The organism is Citrobacter sp. RHBSTW-00599 (assembly GCF_013784065.1).
Taxonomy (GTDB): Bacteria; Pseudomonadota; Gammaproteobacteria; order Enterobacterales; family Enterobacteriaceae; genus Citrobacter; species Citrobacter braakii.
Genome location: NZ_CP056717.1, coordinates 5,014,327 through 5,031,125, shown reverse-complemented (window position 1 = coordinate 5,031,125; position 16,799 = coordinate 5,014,327). Strand labels below are relative to the sequence as shown.

Genomic DNA, 16,799 nt, shown 5'->3' with positions numbered 1-16,799 from the left:
GAGACAACGCATGAAAGGTATCATTCTGGCGGGTGGCTCAGGTACTCGCCTGTATCCCATTACGCGGGGCGTATCGAAGCAACTATTGCCCATTTACGATAAGCCGATGATTTACTACCCGCTATCGGTACTGATGCTGGCGGGAATTCGCGAAATCCTGATTATCACCACTCCGGAAGATAAAGGCTATTTCCAGCGTTTGCTGGGCGATGGATCTGAGTTCGGCATTGAACTGCACTATGCTGAGCAACCGAGCCCGGATGGATTAGCGCAGGCTTTTATTATCGGTGAAACGTTTCTTAACGGTGAACCATCGTGCCTGGTGTTAGGGGACAACATCTTCTTTGGTCAAGGATTCAGTCCAAAACTGCGTCATGTGGCCGCCAGAACGCAAGGCGCGACGGTGTTTGGCTATCAGGTCATGGACCCTGAACGTTTTGGTGTTGTTGAGTTTGATGACAATTTTCGCGCAGTCTCTCTGGAAGAGAAGCCGAAAGCGCCGAAATCTAATTGGGCGGTGACAGGGCTCTATTTTTATGACAGCAAAGTGGTGGAATACGCGAAACGCGTGAAACCTTCTGAGCGTGGGGAGCTGGAGATTACGTCTATCAACCAGATGTATCTTGATGACGGACATCTGACGGTTGAATTGCTTGGGCGTGGCTTTGCCTGGCTGGATACCGGTACGCATGACAGTTTGATCGAAGCGAGCACTTTTGTGCAGACGGTGGAGAAACGCCAAGGCTTTAAAATAGCCTGTCTGGAAGAAATCGCCTGGCGTAACGGCTGGCTGGATGACGAAGGCGTGAAGCGTGCCGCCAGTTCACTGGCCAAAACGGGTTATGGTCAATACCTGCTGGAGCTGCTCCGTGCTCGTCCGCGCCAGTATTGAGCCGCTTAGCTGGGAAAATACGTTCTTTGGCGTGAATAGCGCCATTGTCCGTTTTGACCAACGCGCGCCAGTTCTAACTGCGGATGCGTTGCTGCCCTGGTCGCGTGTACAAGCAAAAATACTTGCCGCAAATAGCCATGAATTAGATGCTCTGCAGCATTTGGGTTTCTCACTGGTAGAAGGTGAAGTCGATTTTGTACTGCCGGTGACGTGTGCCAGCGGCGACCCCGGTGCGCAGGTCGCGCAACCTACGGATATCCCGGTATTACGCCATCTGGCAGGACAGGCATTTGCGCAAAGTCGTTTTCGCGCCCCGTGGTATGCCGAAGATGCCAGCGCGCGTTTCTACGCACAGTGGATTGAAAACGCGGTGCTGGGGACGTTTGATCATCAGTGCCTCATTTTTCGTAAACCGACTGGTGAGATTCGTGGCTATGTCTCGCTGCGTGAACTTAATGCGACCGAGGCGCGAATTGGCCTGCTGGCCGGGCGTGGTGCGGGTGCAGAACTGATGCAGGCCGCGCTTTGTTGGGCACAGGCCCGCGGTAAAACAACATTGCGCGTGGCGACCCAAATGGGCAACACCGCCGCGCTTAAACGTTATATACACAGTGGTGCGAATGTGGAAAGCACCGCGTATTGGTTATACAGGTGACACGATGATTCCATTTAATGCACCGCCGGTGGTGGGAACTGAACTCGATTACATGCAGTCTGCGATGAATAGCGGCAAACTGTGTGGTGACGGTGGCTTTACCCGTCGCTGTCAGCAGTGGCTGGAGCAGCATTTTGGCAGTGAGAAAGTGCTGCTGACGCCCTCCTGCACCGCATCGCTTGAGATGGCGGCATTGTTGCTGGACATCCAGCCTGGCGATGAAGTCATTATGCCGAGCTACACGTTTGTCTCGACGGCCAATGCCTTCGTGTTGCGCGGCGCGAAAATTGTCTTTGTTGATATCCGCCCGGATACCATGAACATTGACGAAACGCTGATTGAAGCGGCGATCACCGATAAAACCCGCGCTATTGTGCCGGTACATTACGCGGGCGTGGCCTGCGAAATGGATACCATCATGGGGCTGGCCACTAAACATAACCTGTATGTGGTGGAAGATGCCGCCCAGGGCGTCATGTCGACCTACAAGGGGCGTGCGCTTGGTACGATTGGTCACATCGGCTGCTTTAGCTTCCATGAGACCAAAAACTATACCGCAGGCGGGGAAGGTGGAGCGACGCTGATTAATGATAAAAAATTAGTCGAGCGTGCAGAAATCATCCGTGAAAAAGGGACTAACCGTAGTCAGTTTTTCCGCGGCCAGGTAGACAAGTATACCTGGCGTGATATCGGTTCCAGCTATTTGATGTCCGATCTGCAGGCGGCTTATCTGTGGGCGCAGTTGGAAGCGGCTGATCGTATTAACCAGCAGCGTCTGGCGCTGTGGCAAAAGTATTACGATGCCCTGGAACCGCTGGCGCGTGCCGGGCGTATTGAGCTGCCTTCGATACCGGAGGGTTGCGTACAGAATGCCCATATGTTTTACATCAAACTGCGCGATATCGACGATCGCACGGCGTTGATTAACTTCCTGAAAGAAGCTGAAATTATGGCGGTGTTCCACTATATCCCGCTGCATGATTGCCCGGCTGGCGATAAATTCGGCGTGTTTGCCGGTGTTGATCGTTACACCACCAAAGAGAGCGAACGCCTGCTGCGTTTACCGCTGTTCTACAATCTGTCGCCGGTGAACCAGCGAACAGTCATTACGACCTTACTCAACTACTTCGCCTGATATGTCGCTTGCAAAAGCGTCCTTATGGACGGCGGCCAGTACGCTGGTAAAAATTGGCGCAGGTTTGCTGGTTGTGAAGTTGCTGGCGGTGTCGTTTGGCCCGGCAGGCGTGGGGCAGGCGGGTAACTTCCGCCAGATGGTCACCGTGCTTGGCGTGTTGGCGGGGGCCGGCATTTTCAATGGCGTCACGAAATACGTTGCGCAGCATCATGACGATCCGGCCCGGCTCCGTAAGGTGGTCGGAACATCTTCCGCGATGGTGCTGGGATTCTCTACGCTGATGGCGGTGATTTTTTTGCTGGCGGCCGCACCTATCAGTCAGGGATTATTTGGTCATACTCATTATCAGGGGCTGGTTCGACTGGTTGCGCTGGTGCAGATGGGCATTGCCTGGGCGAACCTGCTGCTGGCGCTGATGAAGGGCTTCCGCGATGCGGCGGGTAACGCGCTGTCGTTGATTGTGGGGAGCCTGGTGGGTGTAGCGGCTTATTATGGCTGTTATCGCCTGGGAGGGTATGAAGGCGCCTTGCTGGGCCTGGCGCTGGTACCTGCGCTGGTCGTTATCCCTGCCGCGATAATGCTGATTAAGCGTGGGACTATCCCCCTGCATTACCTGAAACCCTCGTGGGATAACGGTCTGGCAGGGCAGTTAAGCAAGTTTACGCTGATGGCGCTGATTACCTCCGTAACGCTGCCAGTGGCATACGTGATGATGCGAAACCTGTTGGCGGCGCAGTACAGCTGGGATGATGTGGGGATCTGGCAGGGGGTGAGCAGTATCTCCGATGCTTATCTGCAATTTATCACCGCCTCATTCAGCGTTTACTTGCTGCCGACGTTGTCGCGTTTGACTGAAAAGCGCGACATTACACGCGAAGTGATCAAGTCGTTGAAATTCGTGCTGCCGGCGGTTGCTGCCGCAAGCTTTACCGTCTGGCTACTGCGCGATTTTGCTATCTGGCTGCTTTTCTCCGCTAAATTCACCGCCATGCGCGACCTGTTCGCCTGGCAACTGGTCGGTGATGTGCTGAAAGTCGGCGCCTATGTTTTCGGTTATCTGGTGATCGCGAAAGCGTCGCTGCGGTTTTATATCTTGGCAGAAATTAGCCAGTTCATGTTATTGACGGCGTTTGCACATTGGCTGATCCCTGCACATGGTGCGCTGGGCGCGGCACAGGCTTACATGGCAACGTACATTGTCTATTTCTCTCTTTGTTGTGGCGTGTTTTTACTCTGGCGTAGGCGGGTATGACTGTACTGATTCACGTTCTGGGATCGGATATCCCTCACCATAACCAAACCGTGCTGCGGTTTTTCAACGACTCGCTGGCCGCGATGAGCGAGCACGCGCGCACGTTTATGGTTGCAGGTCAGGATGCCGGATTCAGAGAGAACTGCCCGGCGTTATCGCTAAGCTTCTATGGTGGGAAAAAGGCGCTGGCTGAAGCGGTTATCGCGAAAGCAAAAGCGGATCGCCAACAGCGTTTTTTCTTCCACGGTCAGTTCAACACCAGCCTGTGGTTAGCGCTGCTGAGCGGGGGAATTAAACCGGAGCAGTTTTACTGGCATATCTGGGGCGCGGATTTATATGAAGTCTCCAGTGGACTGAAATTTCGCCTGTTTTACCCCATTCGCCGTATGGCGCAGAATCGTGTGGGCTGCGTATTTGCCACGCGGGGTGATTTGAGCTATTTCGCCGAACAGCATCCGCGCGTGCGTGGCGAGTTGCTCTATTTCCCAACGCGGATGGATCCCTCGCTCAATAATATGAGCAACGCGTGTCAGCGCAGCGGCAAGATGACGGTGCTGGTTGGCAACTCTGGCGATCGCAGCAATGAGCATATTGCCGCGCTACGCGCCGTCCATCAGCAGTTCGGCGACACGGTGAATGTGATTGTGCCGATGGGGTACCCCGCCAATAATGCGGCTTATATCGACGAGGTTCGTCAGGCCGGCCTGGCATTGTTTAGCGCTGAGAATCTGCAAATTTTAAGTGAAAAGCTGGAATTTGATGCCTATCTGACATTATTACGTCAGTGTGATTTGGGTTACTTTATTTTTGCCCGTCAGCAGGGGATCGGTACCCTGTGTTTGCTGATTCAGGCCGGTATCCCGTGCGTGCTCAACCGTGAAAATCCCTTCTGGCAGGATATGGTGGAACAGAATCTCCCGGTGTTATTTACCACTGATGAGCTCAGTGAAGGCGTCGTACGCGAAGCGCAGCGCCAGTTGGCATCGGTAGATAAAAATTCAATCACCTTCTTTAGCCCGAATTATCTGCAGCCGTGGCACAACGCGTTGCGTATTGCTTCAGGAGAAACCGTATGAGCCTGATGCAATTTAGCGGTCTGCTGGTGGTATGGCTGCTCTCCACCTTGTTTATCGCCACGCTGACCTGGTTTGAATTCCGCCGCGTGCGTTTTAACTTCAATGTTTTCTTCTCACTGCTGTTTTTGCTGACGTTCTTCTTCGGGTTCCCGTTGACCAGCATACTGGTGTTCCGTTTTGATGTGGCAGTTGCTCCGCCGGAGATCCTGCTGCAGGCCTTGCTGTCAGCCGCCTGTTTCTATGCCGTCTACTACGTGACGTATAAAACACGCCTTCGCAAGCGAGTCGAGGATAAGCCACGCAGGCCGCTATTTACCATCAATCGCGTTGAAGCGCATTTGACCTGGGTTATCCTGATGGCGATTGCATTGGTGAGCGTGGGCGTCTTCTTTATGCACAACGGATTCCTGCTGTTCAGACTGCAATCCTACAGCCAAATTTTTTCCAGTGAAGTCTCTGGCGTCGCTCTGAAGCGTTTCTTCTACTTCTTCATTCCGGCAATGCTGGTGGTCTATTTCCTGCGTCAGGACAGCAAAGCGTGGTTATTCTTCCTGGTGAGTACCGTCGCGTTTGGTTTGCTGACCTATATGATTGTTGGCGGGACGCGCGCCAATATCATCATTGCGTTTGCCATCTTCTTGTTTATCGGCATCATTCGCGGCTGGATTTCGCTGTGGATGCTAGCCGCCGCGGGCGTGCTGGGTATCGTCGGGATGTTCTGGCTGGCGCTGAAGCGCTATGGGATGAACGTTAGCGGCGACGAGGCGTTCTATACCTTCCTGTACCTCACGCGCGACACCTTCTCGCCGTGGGAGAATCTGGCGCTGTTGCTGCAAAATTACCACAATATTGAGTTTCAGGGGCTGGCGCCGATTGTCCGTGACTTCTACGTCTTTATCCCTTCCTGGCTGTGGCCTGGGCGGCCGAGTATTGTCCTCAACTCAGCGAACTACTTTACCTGGGAAGTGTTGAACAACCACTCAGGTCTGGCGATTTCGCCGACGTTAATTGGTTCACTGGTGGTGATGGGCGGGGCGCTGTTTATCCCGTTAGGCGCGATTGTCGTTGGACTCATCATCAAGTGGTTTGACTGGCTGTATGAGTTAGGCAACTGCGAAACCAATCGCTACAAGGCGGCGATTCTGCACAGTTTCTGTTTTGGCGCTATTTTCAATATGATCGTGTTGGCACGTGAAGGGCTGGATTCGTTTGTCTCGCGAGTGGTCTTTTTCCTCGTGATTTTCGGCGTGTGTCTGCTGGTGGCAAAACTGCTGTTTTGGCTATTCGATAGTGCGGGACTCATCCATAAACGAATCAAATCGCTGCCCCGGACACAGATTGAAGGATCGTAATGACAGATAACACAACTGCGCCACTCTACTCGCTGCGCGGGCTACAATTGATTGGCTGGCGCGATATGCAGCATGCGCTAAATTACCTGTTTGCCGAGGGACATCTCAGGTCAGGAACGCTGGTGGCAATCAACGCTGAGAAGATGCTGACGGCAGAAGATAACCCTGAAGTGCGGGATCTGATCAACGCCGCTGAGTTCAAATATGCGGATGGGATTAGCGTGGTGCGCTCAGTGCGCAAAAAATTTCCGCAGGCGCAGGTTTCACGCGTGGCAGGGGCTGATCTTTGGGAAGCGCTTATGGCGCGAGCCGGGCAGGAAGGAACGCCTGTTTTCCTGATTGGTGGCAAGCCTGAAGTTCTGGCGCAAACGGAAACCAAACTGCGTGCCCAGTGGCGCGTGAACATTGTAGGCAGTCAGGACGGTTATTTTACCCCGGACCAGCGTCAGGCATTGTTTGAACGTATCCACGCTAGCGGTGCGCAGATTGTGACGGTGGCGATGGGCTCGCCGAAACAAGAGATCTTTATGCGTGACTGCCGGAAGATTCACCCTGAAGCGCTGTATATGGGCGTCGGTGGTACCTACGACGTCTTTACCGGTCACGTTAAGCGTGCGCCGCGAATCTGGCAGAGTCTGGGGCTGGAGTGGCTGTATCGCTTATTGTCGCAGCCAAGCCGTATCACTCGTCAACTTCGCTTATTACGCTATCTCCGCTGGCACTATACCGGCAACCTCTGACGCCCTCCCTCCTTTGATAAGTAGCGTGATCTGCTAATTACGCTACTTATTCACAACATAATCGCTGCTTTCTCGCACAATCTATTTATTTTTTGAATGCTTTAATTGCCATTTAAGCGATTTTAGGAAACCATTCGCAACAATCATTGCAGTGCCGTGGTGTTTTTGACGCCAACCGTTAAGCGGTCGGTGCCGTATGGCCTGTTATGGCATAACAAGATGTACCCATAACGAGAACCGGTAATACCGGACAGTATGCAAACACAACAAGAGGATTTATGGCCGAGAACAAACCTGAGCTACAGCGTGGGCTGGAGGCTCGTCACATCGAATTAATTGCCCTTGGGGGGACTATTGGCGTCGGGCTATTTATGGGGGCCGCCAGTACCCTGAAATGGGCGGGACCTTCGGTTCTGCTGGCATACATCGTCGCCGGGCTGTTCGTCTTTTTCATTATGCGTTCTATGGGGGAGATGTTATTCCTCGAGCCGGTTGCCGGTTCATTTGCTGTTTACGCCCATCGTTATATGAGCCCCTTCTTTGGTTATCTCACTGCCTGGTCATACTGGTTTATGTGGATGGCGGTGGGGATATCGGAGATTACCGCCATCGGGGTGTACGTCCAGTTCTGGTTCCCGGAAATGGCACAATGGATACCCGCACTGATTGCTGTCGGACTGGTTGCGTTGGCAAATCTCGCCGCGGTTCGTCTGTATGGTGAAATTGAGTTCTGGTTTGCCATGATTAAAGTGACCACCATCATTGTGATGATCGTCATTGGATTAGGGGTGATTTTCTTCGGTTTTGGCAATGGCGGTCAGGCGATCGGCTTTGGCAACCTGACTGAGCATGGCGGCTTCTTTGCTGGTGGTTGGAAGGGCTTCCTGACGGCATTGTGTATTGTCGTGGCTTCTTACCAGGGTGTGGAGCTGATCGGCATTACTGCGGGTGAAGCGAAGAATCCGCAGGTCACGCTGCGTAGTGCAGTAGGGAAAGTGCTGTGGCGTATTCTGATTTTCTACGTCGGTGCGATTTTTGTTATCGTCACTATTTTCCCGTGGAATGAGATTGGCAGTAACGGTAGCCCGTTTGTTTTGACCTTTGCCAAGATTGGTATTACCGCCGCGGCAGGGATTATTAACTTTGTGGTCCTGACGGCGGCGCTGTCGGGCTGTAACAGTGGGATGTACAGCTGTGGGCGTATGCTTTACGCGCTGGCAAAGAATCGCCAGTTACCTGCCGCCGTTGGAAAAGTTTCGCGCCAGGGCGTGCCGGTTGCCGGCGTGGCTATTTCTATCGCGATCCTGCTGGTTGGTTCGTGCCTGAACTACATCATTCCCAACCCGCAGCGTGTGTTCGTTTATGTCTATAGCGCCAGCGTGCTGCCGGGGATGGTGCCGTGGTTTGTGATCCTGATAAGCCAGATACGTTTCCGTCAGGCGCATAAAGCGGCGATCGCCAGTCATCCTTTCCGCTCGATTCTTTTCCCGTGGGCGAACTATTTGACGATGGCGTTCCTGATTTGCGTATTAATCGGCATGTACTTTAATGAAGATACCCGAATGTCGCTGTTTGTTGGCATTATCTTCTTACTGGCCGTGACGCTCATTTATAAGGTTTTTGGCCTGAATCGTCATGGCACAGCCCAAAAATTGCAGGAATAAGCGACAAAACGCACAAACCATGACCAAACGATAATTTATTTTAAAAAAGCACTAGACAGCAGACCGAGACCTCCGTAATATCCAGCCCCGCAACGGCGCTAAGCGCCCGTAGCTCAGCTGGATAGAGCGCTGCCCTCCGGAGGCAGAGGTCTCAGGTTCGAATCCTGTCGGGCGCACCATTTAGTAATGGTGCCGGAGCTGCGGTGGTTTTAATACCGCGTAAAAGATTTGCAGTGGTGGCTATAGCTCAGTTGGTAGAGCCCTGGATTGTGATTCCAGTTGTCGTGGGTTCGAATCCCATTAGCCACCCCATTAATTTAAAGTTGTGAAATGCGAAGGTGGCGGAATTGGTAGACGCGCTAGCTTCAGGTGTTAGTGTCCTTAGGATGTGGGGGTTCGAGTCCCCCCCCTCGCACCACGACTTAAAGAATTGAACTAAAAATTCAAAAAGCAGTAAAACGGCGAGTAGCGCAGCTTGGTAGCGCAACTGGTTTGGGACCAGTGGGTCGGAGGTTCGAATCCTCTCTCGCCGACCAATTTTGAACCCCGCTTCGGCGGGGTTTTTTGTTTTCTGATTTTCCCTTCTCAGCCTTTATTTCCCCGAATTTCCTGATGTCTTAAAAAGTCCGGTTCCATTGTTTTTGCAGTGCAATCGTGGCATGCCTTGTGCAATAATATACGGGTAGATGCTCATTCCATCTCTTATGTTCGCCATCTGGCCTCATAAACTCAGGAATGATGCAGAGCCGTTTACGGTGCTTATCGTCCACAGACAGATGTCGCTCTGGCCTCATCAAACACCATGGACATAACGTTGAGTGAAGCACCCATTTATGTTGTCATACAGACCTGTTTAGCGCCTGCTCCAAAAGAGCGGGCGTTTTTTTATGCATATACACCTCATCCTTCAAGTCGCCTCGAAGCATCTCGAATGATTTGGTGTATATGAAATAACGGTAGGCCCGGTAAGCGAAGCGTCACCGGGCAAGAGGGAATTACTGCGGGGGATTGTTGTTCTGCAGCGTCAACATCAGGCCATCACGACGCATGGTGGCGGCTTCTTCTGGCTGATGCAGTCTGTCCAGCGCGTCAGCAAGCCAGGCGTAGTCATAGGCATCTGGACGCTGTTTGAGAGCGGCACGGAAGGCGAACGTGGCTTCCTGCCATTCGCCGTGCTTCATTAGCGACTGGCCCAGCGTGCTCCACAGTAATGGGCGATCGCCGACGGCTTTAATCTGCTGGCGCAACACTTTTTCTATCTGTTCCGGGTTGTTGGTTTTCAGACGCGGGATCGGCAGCACCAGGCGGTCGTCATACTGGCGTTTAAGACCATCAATGATGACCTGCTGTGCCGTATCATGATCGTCACACTCAATCAGATGTTCAGCCATTGCTACCTGCAGGGCAACCTGGTGACGGGTTTTACGGTTCTGGTTTTTCCACCATGCACGTAGCCCCTCGCTGCCCTGATCGGCGCGAACCTGATCCATCAGACCAACCCATGCCTGTTGTTCCAGCATCGCGCGGTGCTCGTCATCACCCACGTGCGCTTTTGCCATGGATGGAATGATATCCAGTAACGAACTCCATGCACCGGTACGAATGTAGGCCTGTTCAGCCAGACGCAGCACTTCCGGATGACGTGGCGTCACTTCCAGCAGTTTATCTACGCTGTGGCGCGCGGCGTGATTTTCATTACGCGCCAGCTGCAGGCGAACGCGAGTGATTTCTACCGGGATCGTATCATTTCCGGCCAGTTCGGCAGCACGCTCAAGGTGTTGGTTGGCACGTGCTTCGTCACCGCGCTGTTGAGCCGCTTCTGCCGCCAGCAGGTAATTCACTACCGGCTGTTCTGCATGATCGGCGTTTTTCGACATCAGCTTTTCAACCTGCTGATAATCGCCTTCTGCCAGCTTGAGCAGCGCCTGCTCCGTCTGCTTACGGGCGCGACGACGCTTCCGACCGACAAACCATCCGCGGGTATGCGCGCCAGTGCGGAAAATTCGGCGCAGCAGCCATTCAATCGCAAACAAGACGACCATTGCGACGATCAGAATGATCACCAGACCCGTCACGCTGGTTTCGATATTGTAATTATCCGTCTGGATCAGTACGTAGCCCTGATGACCGGCAATCATTGGACCGACAACGATCCCGGCGATCAATAGCACAAAGAGCAATAATACTTTTAGCATCATTATTCTCCTTGCGGCGCAGTTGCCGGAGTTTCAGCTGAAGGCGCAGGAGCTGCTGCAACCGGCGCTGTGGCAGGCTGTGCCAGTAAATTACGTACGCGGGTCTGCATGAGCTTGTCGAGAAGCGCCTGGCTCTGCAGCGTTTCCGGTACGTCCATGCTGATGCTTTGTTGGCTCAGTTGGTCTACCTCTTCAAGGAAAGCTTTGGTGGCTGCATCGTCGGTGTCGTAGTAGGCGCGCACCCAGGTGGAGACGTTTTCCAGCGCCTGGCGATATGTTTCCTCCTGATGACGCGGCACGGCCTGGGCGGCCACTAACAGGCGAGAACGGATATTTTCACGTAAGTAAACGTCCTGGTTCGGTGCCAGCAGCGGGACGGCGGTTTCATCACGACGGCGAACGGTGATAAAGCTGTCCATAAAGTTCTGCCAGCTTTTTTGCAGATTGATGCGCCATTCGCTGATCGAGCTGGAAAGCTCGCTGCTGTCGGAATCCATCGGCGAATCGTCGGTGTCGTTGTCGGCCAGACGCAGGTTATCAATCTGGTTAGAGAGCTGATTCACTTTCAGGATAATGCCGTCATAGTCGACCTGAGTCACCGCAGAGAGGCTCGCGATATCGTCGGTAATCGCGCGACGGGCGGTAATCAGGCTTGGGTCATTCATATCCGCCAGACTGGCGTCAGCGCTTTTCAGCAGCGCCGCGGCGGTAGTAACGTCCTGATCGCTCCATAATTTGCGACCGGCCAGTTTCACCAGAAAATCAGCCTGCGCCAGCAGCCATGTCCCGGCATCGCTGCCGGAGATAGTGGCGACTTTTTGCTGGACTTCGTCAAGCTGTTTGACCAGCGCGGCCTGCTGGCGAGCGGCTTCATCCAACTGCGTTGCCTGCTGCTTAATAATGCCTTCCAGCTCAGCTTTTTGGCTTTCTTGCGCTTTTTGCAACGCCGTAAGCTGGTTCGCCAGCGCATCGCTGGTTGCTGTCTGCGTTGTTGCCTGCTGTTTCCCCCAACCGTACAGCCCAACGCCTGCAGCCAGCGCAATAGCAATCGCCACTGCGCTCAGAATCAGCGCCGTGCTGTTCTTACTCTTTTTTTCAGTATTGACTGGCTGTGACGTGGTTTCCACGGCCTCCCTGGTCTCTTCAACCACGGCGGAGGATTTTTCTTGTTCCGTCATTATGGCATCCCATTATGAGAGTTATTGTAATGCGCGTAGTAGCGCATCGTTGTCGGCGTTATCAGCGACCTTAATATCTTGCCAGCCCAGTTCCCGGGCGAGGTGCGCCAGACGCTCACTGACGACCAGCAGCCGACAGCGTAGTAACCAGTGCTCACGATACCACTGCGGAATGAGCGACCAGAGCTGTTGTAGCATCTCTCCGCTGGTGACAACCACCGTGGTCACACCACGAGATTGCCAGCGCATCGCTTCTTCTGCACCATCGTAATATTTTGCACTGCGTTGATAACATTCACAAAAATCGACATCAGCTCCGCGTGCTGTCAGGGTTTCACCTATCAGCTCACGGCCACCATTGCCGCGTAATATAAGCGCGCGTTTTCCCGCAATATTTTGTAATTCAGGTAATTGTAGCAAGACTTCGCTAATTTCCCGATCCAGAGGGTAGTGAATATTGAAACCGCTAACGGTATGCAGCGCCAGCGCCGTTGTGCGACCAATGGCAAAATAACGCGGAAGGGAGGGCCAGCTTTTCCCTTGTTGCTGAAGTTCGGCATCTGCAAAGGTGACGGCGTGCTGCGAGAGGGCGAAGACCAGATCGTTTTCCGTCAGCGCCGACAGTCGGGAAGCAAGCGTTGCCAGTTCCCGACCGGGCGAAAACTCGATGAGCGGAAAGCTCCAGGCCACCTGCCCCAGTGTGCGCAGACGGCTCACTAACTCTTCCCCTGCGGGAGACGGGCGGGTGACCAGAATACTCATGCGGGGGCTTCTCCGTTGTAAACTTCAGCCAGAATGGTGCGCGCACCGTTCTCCAGCAGCTCTTCAGCCAGAGAGATGCCCATCTGTTCAGCTTCCTGCGCGGCGCCGCGACGTTCTCCGCATACCATCTGCGAACCGTCAGGCGCGCCGACCAGCGCCCGCAGCCAAATCTCACCGTTAATGAGTTCTGCATAACTGCCGATAGGGACCTGACATCCCCCTTCCAGGCGGGTATTCATGGCGCGTTCGGCTTTGACGCGCAGCGCCGTCTCTTCATGGTTGAGCGGCGCTAACAGCGCCTGAGTGCGCATATCATCCAGTCGACATTCTATGCCAACTGCGCCTTGCCCGACAGCGGGTAGGGAGACTTCCGGCGGCAGAGCGGTGCGGACTCGCGACTCAAGACCTAAACGTTTTAATCCGGCGACCGCCAGAATAATGGCGTCATAATCGCCGTTATCCAGTTTGCTCAGACGCGTACCTACGTTGCCGCGCAGCGAACGGATGACGAGATCCGGGCGACGCTTTGCCAACTGGCACTGGCGACGCAAACTGGATGTCCCGACGATACTGCCTGCCGGGAGTTCATCCAGCGTGTTGTACTTATTTGAGACGAAAGCATCACGCGGATCCTCTCGCTCGCAAATGGTGACCAGTCCAAGACCGTCAGGGAACTCAACCGGCACATCCTTCATAGAATGCACGGCGATATCGGCGCGTTTTTCCAGCAGCGCGACTTCTAGCTCTTTAACAAACAACCCTTTCCCCCCGACTTTCGCCAGCGGGGTATCAAGGATCACATCGCCACGGGTTACCATCGGAACCAGTTCCACGATCAGACCGGGGTGGTTTGCCATTAAGGCGTCTTTGACATAATGTGCCTGCCAGAGCGCAAGGGGGCTTTGGCGTGTGGCAATTCTCAAAACATTGTCTAACATGCTTGTTACCGTCATTATCAATCATTGACCATCCTAACATCCTTATCAAAGGGATGTCAGCGTTACGCTCAAACGTGAGTGAGAGGAAAAGGCGCTGCATCATCACTGGCAGTGAATAATGACGAGAAACCTCCCGACCGTATGAAGGAATTTACACGTAACGAACGGTGCTACACTTGTATGTAGCGCATCTTTCTTTACGGTCAATGAGCAAGGTGTTAAATTGATCACGTTTTAGACCATTTTTTCGGCTGTACAGCATAAAAAAATATGGGCGAAAAAACAGGTAACGGTTATTTTTGACATACGGTTTATCCGAATTGATGACGATTATTGTGAGCGCTTGTGCCGCAGCAATCGACAACATGACGGATAGCAACATCAGGCGATACGTCTTGTACCTCTATATTGAGACTCTGAAACAGAGACTGGATGCCATAAATCAACTGCGTGTGGATCGCGCGCTTGCTGCCATGGGACCTGCCTTCCAGCAGGTATACAGTCTGCTGCCGACATTATTGCACTACCACCATCCGCTGATGCCGGGTTACCTTGATGGTAACGTTCCCAAAGGCATATGCCTTTACACGCCTGATGAAACCCAACGCCACTACCTGAACGAACTGGAACTGTACCGCGGTATGTCACCGCAGGATCCTCCCAAGGGCGAACTGCCTATCACCGGCGTTTACTCAATGGGCAGCACCTCTTCGGTAGGGCAAAGCTGTTCCTCTGACCTTGATATTTGGGTCTGCCATCAATCCTGGCTGGATAGCGAAGAGCGCCAGCTGCTGCAGCGTAAATGTAGCCTGCTGGAAAGCTGGGCCGCCTCGCTGGGCGTGGAAGTCAGCTTCTTCCTGATTGATGAAAACCGTTTCCGCCACAATGAAAGCGGCAGTTTGGGTGGTGAAGACTGTGGCTCGACGCAGCATATCCTGTTGCTTGATGAATTCTATCGCACCGCTGTGCGTCTCGCGGGTAAACGTATTCTGTGGAATATGGTGCCGGGCGACGAAGAAGAGCATTACGACGATTACGTCATGACGCTTTACGCACAGGGGGTGTTAACGCCAAACGAATGGCTGGATCTCGGCGGACTCAGCTCGCTCTCCGCCGAAGAGTACTTTGGCGCCAGCCTCTGGCAGCTGTACAAGAGTATCGACTCCCCGTACAAAGCGGTATTGAAAACGCTGCTGCTGGAAGCTTATTCCTGGGAATACCCCAATCCACGCCTGTTGGCGAAAGATATTAAACAGCGCCTGCACGATGGTGAGATCGTCTCTTTTGGTCTCGACCCTTACTGCATGATGCTGGAGCGCGTTACCGAGTACCTCACGGCGATCGAAGACCCGACTCGTCTGGATTTAGTGCGTCGATGTTTCTACTTAAAAGTGTGTGAGAAACTGAGCCGCGAGCGCGCCTGCGTGGGCTGGCGTCGTGAAGTATTAAGTCAGTTAGTGAAAGAGTGGGGCTGGGATGACGCCCGTCTGACCATGCTGGATAACCGCGCTAACTGGAAGATTGACCAGGTACGCGAAGCGCATAACGAACTGCTCGATGCGATGATGCAGAGCTATCGTAACCTGATCCGTTTTGCCCGCCGAAATAACCTTAGCGTGAGCGCCAGCCCGCAGGATATCGGCGTGCTGACCCGTAAGCTGTATGCCGCGTTTGAAGCATTGCCAGGTAAAGTAACGCTGGTGAACCCGCAGATATCTCCGGATCTCTCGGAACCGAATCTGACCTTTATCCATGTGCCGCCGGGCCGTGCCAACCGTTCGGGTTGGTATCTCTATAACCGCGCGCCTAACATGGACTCGATCATCAGCCATCAGCCGCTGGAATATAACCGCTACCTCAATAAACTGGTGGCGTGGGCCTGGTTCAACGGCCTGCTGACCTCGCGTACGCATTTATTTATTAAGGGCAACGGCATTGTTGATTTGCCGAAGCTGCAAGAAATGGTCGCCGACGTGTCGCACCACTTCCCGCTGCGATTGCCAGCGCCAACGCCGAAGGCGCTCTATAGCCCGTGCGAGATTCGCCACCTGGCGATTATCGTTAACCTTGAATATGACCCGACGGCAGCATTTCGCAATCAGGTGGTACATTTTGATTTCCGTAAGCTGGACGTCTTCAGCTTTGGCGAAGAACAAAATTGCCTGGTGGGTAGCGTCGACCTGCTGTACCGCAACTCGTGGAATGAAGTGCGTACGCTGCACTTCAACGGTGAGCAGGCGATGATTGAAGCGTTAAAAACGATTCTGGGCAAAATGCACCAGGATGCCGCGCCGCCGGATAGCGTCGAGGTTTTCTGCTATAGCCAGCATCTGCGCGGTTTAATTCGCACCCGCGTGCAGCAACTGGTGTCTGAGTGCATCGAGTTGCGCCTCTCCAGCACCCGTCAGGAAACCGGACGCTTCAAAGCGCTGCGCGTTTCCGGTCAGACGTGGGGTCTGTTCTTCGAGCGCCTGAACGTCTCGGTACAGAAGCTGGAAAACGCGATTGAATTTTATGGCGCGATTTCACATAACAAACTGCACGGGCTTTCCGTTCAGGTTGAGACCAATCATGTGAAACTCCCGTCAGTGGTTGACGGTTTTGCCAGCGAAGGGATCATTCAGTTCTTTTTCGAAGAAACGGGTGATGAGCAGGGCTTTAATATCTACATTCTGGATGAGAGTAATCGGGCTGAGGTGTATCACCACTGCGAAGGTAGCAAAGAGGAGTTGGTACGCGATGTCAGCCGTTTCTACTCGTCGTCGCACGATCGCTTTACCTACGGCTCCAGCTTCATCAACTTTAACCTGCCGCAGTTCTATCAGATTGTGAAAACCGACGGGCGCGCGCAGGTGATCCCGTTCCGTACCCAGCCGATTAGCGCCGTGCCGCCCGTCAGTCAGGAAAACGACACTCCGCTGTTGCAGCAGTATTTCTCGTGAGCATGATGCCGGATAAGC

13 protein-coding genes and 4 tRNA genes are annotated in these 16,799 nt (G+C 53.5%); 13 read left to right on the top strand and 4 right to left on the bottom strand.

Annotation, left to right across the window (positions count from 1 at the left end; genetic code table 11):
- The first annotated feature begins 10 nt into the window (after positions 1-10).
- The 12 genes from rfbA (at position 11) to HV243_RS24255 (ending at position 9,302) form a co-directional block, all read left to right on the top strand.
- Complete coding sequence (gene rfbA, locus HV243_RS24310) at positions 11-892, top strand: glucose-1-phosphate thymidylyltransferase RfbA (RefSeq protein WP_016155112.1); 882 nt, start codon at positions 11-13, stop codon at positions 890-892.
- Positions 870-1,547, top strand: a complete 678-nt coding sequence (gene rffC, locus HV243_RS24305) for a dTDP-4-amino-4,6-dideoxy-D-galactose acyltransferase (RefSeq protein WP_047358754.1) — start codon at positions 870-872, stop codon at positions 1,545-1,547. Before rfbA ends, rffC begins: the two co-directional genes overlap by 23 nt.
- 4 nt (positions 1,548-1,551) lie before the next feature.
- Positions 1,552-2,682 (top strand): dTDP-4-amino-4,6-dideoxygalactose transaminase, encoded by a 1,131-nt coding sequence (rffA, locus tag HV243_RS24300; RefSeq protein ID WP_016155114.1) that lies wholly within the window; start codon positions 1,552-1,554, stop codon positions 2,680-2,682.
- Between the two features lies 1 nt (position 2,683).
- Positions 2,684-3,934, top strand: a complete 1,251-nt coding sequence (gene wzxE / locus HV243_RS24295) for a lipid III flippase WzxE (RefSeq protein WP_019078442.1) — start codon at positions 2,684-2,686, stop codon at positions 3,932-3,934.
- Entirely contained in the window at positions 3,931-5,010 is a 1,080-nt protein-coding gene (locus HV243_RS24290) for a TDP-N-acetylfucosamine:lipid II N-acetylfucosaminyltransferase (RefSeq protein WP_053389657.1), read from the top strand. Before wzxE ends, HV243_RS24290 begins: the two co-directional genes overlap by 4 nt.
- Positions 5,007-6,362: an ECA oligosaccharide polymerase gene (gene wzyE, locus HV243_RS24285; protein ID WP_047358751.1), complete on the top strand. Its 1,356-nt coding sequence runs from the start codon at positions 5,007-5,009 to the stop codon at positions 6,360-6,362. Before HV243_RS24290 ends, wzyE begins: the two co-directional genes overlap by 4 nt.
- A complete protein-coding gene (gene wecG / locus HV243_RS24280; RefSeq protein WP_053389658.1) occupies positions 6,362-7,102 on the top strand; it encodes a lipopolysaccharide N-acetylmannosaminouronosyltransferase in 741 nt (246 codons plus the stop codon). The genes wzyE and wecG overlap by 1 nt, the downstream gene beginning before the upstream one ends.
- Before the next feature lie 278 nt (positions 7,103-7,380).
- Positions 7,381-8,766 carry an amino acid permease gene (locus HV243_RS24275; RefSeq protein WP_016155119.1) on the top strand — a complete coding sequence of 462 codons (1,386 nt, stop codon included), beginning with the start codon at positions 7,381-7,383 and terminating at the stop codon, positions 8,764-8,766.
- Positions 8,767-8,868: 102 nt separating this feature from the next.
- Positions 8,869-8,945, top strand: a tRNA-Arg gene (locus HV243_RS24270).
- Positions 8,946-9,002: 57 nt separating this feature from the next.
- Positions 9,003-9,078 (top strand) — tRNA-His (locus tag HV243_RS24265).
- Between the two features lie 20 nt (positions 9,079-9,098).
- Positions 9,099-9,184, top strand: a tRNA-Leu gene (locus HV243_RS24260).
- A gap of 41 nt (positions 9,185-9,225) precedes the next feature.
- Positions 9,226-9,302, top strand: a tRNA-Pro gene (locus HV243_RS24255).
- 459 nt (positions 9,303-9,761) lie between these two features.
- Here the strand turns inward: HV243_RS24255 and hemY are convergent.
- Genes hemY through hemC form a run of 4 tightly spaced genes read right to left on the bottom strand, consistent with a single transcriptional unit; the run spans position 9,762 to position 13,839 of the window.
- Positions 9,762-10,961: a protoheme IX biogenesis protein HemY gene (gene hemY / locus HV243_RS24250; RefSeq protein ID WP_016155120.1), complete on the bottom strand. Its 1,200-nt coding sequence runs from the start codon at positions 10,959-10,961 to the stop codon at positions 9,762-9,764.
- A 2-nt stretch (positions 10,962-10,963) separates the two neighbouring features.
- Positions 10,964-12,139: a uroporphyrinogen-III C-methyltransferase gene (hemX, locus tag HV243_RS24245; protein WP_053389013.1), complete on the bottom strand. Its 1,176-nt coding sequence runs from the start codon at positions 12,137-12,139 to the stop codon at positions 10,964-10,966.
- A gap of 21 nt (positions 12,140-12,160) precedes the next feature.
- A complete protein-coding gene (hemD, locus tag HV243_RS24240) occupies positions 12,161-12,901 on the bottom strand; it encodes a uroporphyrinogen-III synthase (protein WP_016155122.1) in 741 nt (246 codons plus the stop codon).
- Positions 12,898-13,839, bottom strand: a complete 942-nt coding sequence (hemC, locus tag HV243_RS24235; protein ID WP_016157846.1) for a hydroxymethylbilane synthase — start codon at positions 13,837-13,839, stop codon at positions 12,898-12,900. Before hemC ends, hemD begins: the two co-directional genes overlap by 4 nt.
- A gap of 395 nt (positions 13,840-14,234) precedes the next feature.
- Between hemC and cyaA the strand changes: the two genes are divergently transcribed.
- Positions 14,235-16,781, top strand: a complete 2,547-nt coding sequence (gene cyaA / locus HV243_RS24230) for a class I adenylate cyclase (protein WP_019078435.1) — start codon at positions 14,235-14,237, stop codon at positions 16,779-16,781.
- The last annotated feature ends 18 nt before the right edge of the window (positions 16,782-16,799 follow it).